Raw genomic sequence first — 4,991 nt, forward strand, 5'->3', positions numbered from 1 at the left:
TGCCAATGGCCCAGCGCCAGTTGCGCGTACACATCGCCCAGATTGCGGTGGGCGATGGCGTAGTCGGGATGAAAGCGCAGCGCCGTCTGCAGCGCTTCGCGGGCCTCGGGCAGTCGGCCGGCGGCGGCGTGCAGCACCGCCAGGTTGTTGTAGGGTTCGGGCAGCTCGGGGTGGTCGCGCGTCAGCGTCTCGTACACCGCGCGCGCGCCCTCAGCGTCGCCGCGCCCGGCCAGCACCACGCCCAGCAGCAGCCGGGCCTGGGCATCCTGTGGTCGCTGCTGCAGCCAAGCCTGCAGCCGCTCCTGCGCACTGGCCCAGTCACTTGCGCCAATGAGGCGCCGCACCTCGGCGTACGGTGCCACACTGGTGGGCGTCTCGGCTTCGGCCGAGGCCGTCACCGGTGCCTGGGCGTTGCCGGCTGGGCTGACCTGGGCCCAGGCGATGGGGCAGGCCAGCACGCCCAACAGCCACGCCAGCACGCGCATGCGACGCCACCGGTGCCACGGGTGGGCATGGCTAGGCCGGGCGATACGAAGCGGCGCCGAGTGGCGCCGGGCATCGCTATCGATGATCACACCGTTACGGTGGCCTCCAAGCAATGCGCAGGCAACAGCTCCCGTGGCGGGGCTGGCATGAACCGGGGTGTGGGGGCGAAAACCGGGGGTCATCGGTGCACAATACGCGCTTTTGCGAATGATTGTAGCCCGCGGTCTTTGGTGGCCAGTGGGTACCCCTCCCATGACCCTGCGCATCTACAACTCGCTCACCCGTCGGCTCGATCCGCTGCTTCCGTTGGAGCCGGGCCACGTCCGCATGTACGTCTGCGGCATGACGGTGTACGACCTGTGCCATTTGGGCCACGCGCGTTCCATGGTGGCGTTTGACGTGGTGCAGCGCTGGCTCAAGGCCAGCGGCTATCGCGTCACCTACGTACGCAACATCACCGACATCGACGACAAAATCATCGCGCGCGCTGTGCAAAATGGCGAGACCATCCGCAGTCTGACCGACCGCATGATCGCCGCCCTGCATGAAGATGCCGACGCGCTGGGCATCGAGCGGCCCGACTTCGAGCCGCGCGCCACCGACTACGTGCCGCAGATGCTGGGCCTGATTGAGCGGCTGCAGGCCAAGGGTCTGGCCTATCGCAGCGACAACGGCGACGTCAACTATGCCGTGCGCGCCTTTGCCGGCTACGGCAAGCTGTCGGGCAAAAGCCTGGATGAGCTGCGCGCCGGTGAGCGCGTGGCGGTGGGTGACGGCAAGCGCGACCCACTGGACTTCGTGCTGTGGAAGGCGGCCAAGGCTGACGAGCCCGATGAGGCCAAATGGGACAGCCCCTATGGGCGAGGGCGCCCGGGCTGGCACATCGAATGCTCGGCCATGAGCTGCGCGTTACTGGGCGACAGTTTCGATATCCACGGCGGCGGGGCCGACCTGCAGTTTCCGCACCACGAAAACGAAATCGCGCAAAGCGAAGGGGCGACGGGCAAGCCGCTGGCGCAGATCTGGATGCACAACGGCTTCGTGCGCGTGGACAACGAGAAGATGTCCAAGAGTCTGGGCAACTTCTTCACCATCCGCGAGGTGCTGCAAAAGTTCGACGCCGAGACGGTGCGTTTCTTCATCGTGCGCGCGCACTACCGCAGCCCACTGAACTACAGCGACGCGCATCTGGAGGACGCGCGCGCCGCGCTCAAGCGCCTGTATACCGCGCTGCAGCAGGTGCCGCCCGCGGAGGTGGGGCCGATCGACTGGGCCGAGCCGCACGCGGCGCGCTTCAAGGCCGCGATGGACGAGGACTTCGGTACGCCTGAGGCGGTGGCGGTGCTGTTCGAGCTGGCAGCCGAAGTCAACCGCACTCGTGACAACCGCTTGAGCGGCCTGCTGCGTGCGCTGGGGGGGACGCTGGGGCTGCTGCAGCAGCCGCCCCAGGCGTTTTTGCGCGCTGGCGCGGCGCTGGACGAGGCCGCCATCGCGCAGCGCATCGCCGAGCGTGCGGCGGCCAAGGCCGCGCGCGACTTTGCCACCGCCGACCGTATCCGCGCCGAGCTGGCCGCGCAGGGCATCGTGCTCAAGGACGGGCCGGGCGGCACCACCTGGGAGCGTGCATGACGGCGGTGTTGCCTGCTGGGTCACTGGCTCGTCAAAGGGCGAGCGACCAGCCCGCCCCGGGCGGCTGTCGCGGCCTCATCACCCCGCCGTACTGGGAAGACGCCTGTGCGCACTTGATGGCGCGCGACCGCGTGCTGGCGCGCCTCATCCCGCAGTACCCCGGCGCGTGCCTGCAGTCACGCGGCGACGCCTTCACCACGCTGGCGCGCAGCGTCGTTGGTCAGCAGATTTCGGTCAAGGCGGCACAGGCGGTGTGGGACCGGCTGGAGGCGCTGCTGGGCGCCTGTACGCCCAGTGCGGTGCTGGCCTGCCGGCCCGATGCCCTGCGCGCCGCGGGCCTGAGCGCGCGCAAAATTGAGTATCTGCTCGACCTGGCGCGCCACTTTGCCGACGGCCGTATCGACCCCGCCGCCTGGCACGACCGCGATGACGAGGCGGTGATCCGCGAACTGGTGGCCATCCGTGGCATCGGCCGCTGGACCGCGGAAATGTTCCTGATCTTTCATTTGCTGCGGCCCAACGTGCTGCCGCTGGATGATGTCGGCCTGATCCGCGGCATCAGCCTGGCCTACTTCTCGGGCGAGCCGGTCAGCCGCAGCGACGCGCGCGAGGTGGCCGCCGCCTGGGCCCCCTACCGCAGCGTGGCAACTTGGTATATTTGGCGCTCGCTGGACCCGATTCCGGTGGCGTATTGAGAGGGAGCCGCAGCACGTGCCGTCTGCGGCTTGGGCGCGTGCGCACCCCATCTTTTCCCGAGCAGGAGGCGCAACTTGGCCAAACGCAACTTTCTGGATTTCGAGCAGCCCATCGCCGAGCTCGAAAGCAAAATCGAAGAACTGCGCTACGTGCAGTCCGAGTCGGCGGTGGATATCTCCGAGGAAATCGAGCGGCTCAGCCAGAAGAGCCAGCAGCTCACCAAGGAGATCTACAGCAAGCTCACCCCGTGGCAGGTGACCAAGATCGCGCGCCACAGCGACCGGCCCTACACGCTGGACTATGTGCGCGCCATCTTCACCCACTGGGTGGAGCTGCACGGCGACCGCCACTTTGGCGACGACCCCAGCATCGTCGGCGGGCTGGCGCGTTTCAACGGCCAGCCCTGTGTTGTCATCGGCCACCAGAAGGGGCGTGACACCAAAGAGCGCGCGCTGCGCAACTTCGGCATGAGCAAGCCCGAAGGCTACCGCAAAGCGCTGCGCCTGATGAAGCTGGCCGAAAAGTTTCGCCTGCCCGTCTTCACCTTCGTGGATACCCCCGGCGCCTACCCCGGCATCGATGCCGAAGAGCGTGGCCAGTCGGAAGCCATCGGCCGCAACATCTACGAGATGACGCAGCTGGAAGTGCCCATCATCAGCACCATCATCGGCGAAGGCGGCTCGGGCGGCGCGCTGGCCATCGCGGTGGCCGATCAGGTGCTGATGCTGCAGTACGCCATCTATTCCGTCATCAGCCCTGAAGGCTGTGCCTCCATTTTGTGGAAGACAGCCGACAAGGCCCCCGAAGCGGCGGAAGCACTCGGCATCACCGCGCACCGCCTCAAGGCGCTGGGCCTGGTCGACAAGATCGTCAACGAGCCGGTGGGCGGTGCGCACCGCGACCCGCAGCAGATGGCCGTGTTGCTCAAGCGCGCGCTGGCCGAAGCGCTGCGCCAAGTGGCCGATCTCGACCCCGCGGCCCTCATCGAGCGCCGCTATGCCCGCCTCAACGCCTACGGGCGCTTTACCGACACCAAGGCTGCCAGACGCTGAAGGCGGCGAGCCCACGTCGCCCCTCGTGTGCGTCTGCCTGCCCGCCAGCGGCCACCACTGCCGCAGCCTCCGCAGCAATGGCCGGTGGTGTGCCGGGGTTCTTCGTCTTGCCGAGGTCGCCGACGATGCCGTCGTGGCCCGCTGATCCGCGCGTCTGCGCCGCCGTCGACCAATGGTGGCGCGCCTGGGCGCCTCAGCTGCCGGAGGCCGGCCGGGGGGGCATTGGCGTGGCTTTTAGCGGCGGGGCGGACTCCACCGCGCTGCTGCTGGCCGCGCACGCGCTGTGGCCGCAGCGCGTGCAGGCGCTGCATGTGCACCATGGTCTGCAGGCGGCGGCAGACGGCTTCGTCGAGCACGTAGCCCGTGTGTGCGCGCAACTGGGGGTGCCGCTGGCGGTGCGGCGTGTGCAGGCCCGCCACGCGCCGCGCCAAAGCCCGGAAGACGCCGCCCGCCGCGCGCGCTACGCGGCTTTGGCGGATGAGGCCCGTGCGCAAGGGTTGGCCGTGGTGCTGCTGGGGCACCACGCCCAAGATCAGGCCGAAACCGTGCTGCTGGCGCTCAGCCGCGGTGCGGGATTAGCGGGTCTGGCTGGCATGCCCGCGTTGCGCTGGCACGACGGCGTGGCCTTCGGCCGTCCGCTGCTGGCGCTCGACGGTGCGGCCTTGCGCGCCGGTCTAGCTACCGCGGGCGTGCCGTGGGTGGACGACCCCAGCAACGCCAGCCCCGCCTACACCCGCAACCGCATCCGCGCGCAGCTGCTGCCGGCGTGGGAGTCCACCTTTGGGCCGGGTGCCTGGGGGGTGCTCACTCGCAGCGCCCGCCACGCCGCTCAGGCGCAAACCCTGCTGGAAGAACTGGCGGCGTTGGATTTGACCCACATTGGTGACCCCCCGGCGCTGTCGGCGCTGCGGGCGCTGTCCAGCGCGCGCGTCATCAACGCGCTGCGCTACTGGCTGCGCACGCGCCACGAGGCCAGTGGCAGCGACGCCCAGTGGCAAGAGGTAGCGCGCCAAATCGCCGCTGCGCGCACGCGCCGCCACCGCATCCATCTGCGCCTGGGCACGGGGACCCTGCGGCGCGAGGGCGACTGCTTGACATGGTCGCCCGAAGAAAGGTAGCGCACGCCCC

The 4,991-nt window shown here is 69.0% G+C and carries 5 protein-coding genes; 4 read left to right on the forward strand and 1 reads right to left on the reverse strand.

The window, feature by feature from the left end; genetic code table 11:
* Positions 1-485 (reverse strand): tetratricopeptide repeat protein (locus V7Z54_RS05360; protein WP_334134937.1); only part of this gene is annotated, 485 nt, incomplete at its 3' end.
* Between the two features lie 253 nt (positions 486-738).
* On the opposite strand from V7Z54_RS05360, the gene cysS reads away from it, so the two are divergent.
* The 4 genes from cysS (at position 739) to tilS (ending at position 4,981) form a co-directional block, all read left to right on the forward strand.
* Positions 739-2,115 carry a cysteine--tRNA ligase gene (cysS, locus tag V7Z54_RS05365; RefSeq protein WP_334134938.1) on the forward strand — a complete coding sequence of 459 codons (1,377 nt, stop codon included), beginning with the start codon at positions 739-741 and terminating at the stop codon, positions 2,113-2,115.
* A gap of 116 nt (positions 2,116-2,231) precedes the next feature.
* A complete protein-coding gene (locus tag V7Z54_RS05370) occupies positions 2,232-2,810 on the forward strand; it encodes a DNA-3-methyladenine glycosylase family protein (protein WP_334134951.1) in 579 nt (192 codons plus the stop codon).
* 75 nt (positions 2,811-2,885) lie between these two features.
* The gene (locus tag V7Z54_RS05375; protein WP_334134940.1) at positions 2,886-3,863 is read left to right on the forward strand and encodes an acetyl-CoA carboxylase carboxyltransferase subunit alpha; all 978 of its coding nucleotides are present in this window, start codon (positions 2,886-2,888) and stop codon (positions 3,861-3,863) included.
* A gap of 125 nt (positions 3,864-3,988) precedes the next feature.
* Positions 3,989-4,981, forward strand: coding sequence for a tRNA lysidine(34) synthetase TilS (tilS, locus tag V7Z54_RS05380; protein ID WP_334134942.1), 993 nt, complete (start codon positions 3,989-3,991; stop codon positions 4,979-4,981).
* Positions 4,982-4,991 lie beyond the last annotated feature (10 nt).

It is taken from the genome of Tepidimonas sp. (assembly GCF_036824975.1).
Taxonomy (GTDB): domain Bacteria; phylum Pseudomonadota; class Gammaproteobacteria; order Burkholderiales; family Burkholderiaceae_C; genus Tepidimonas.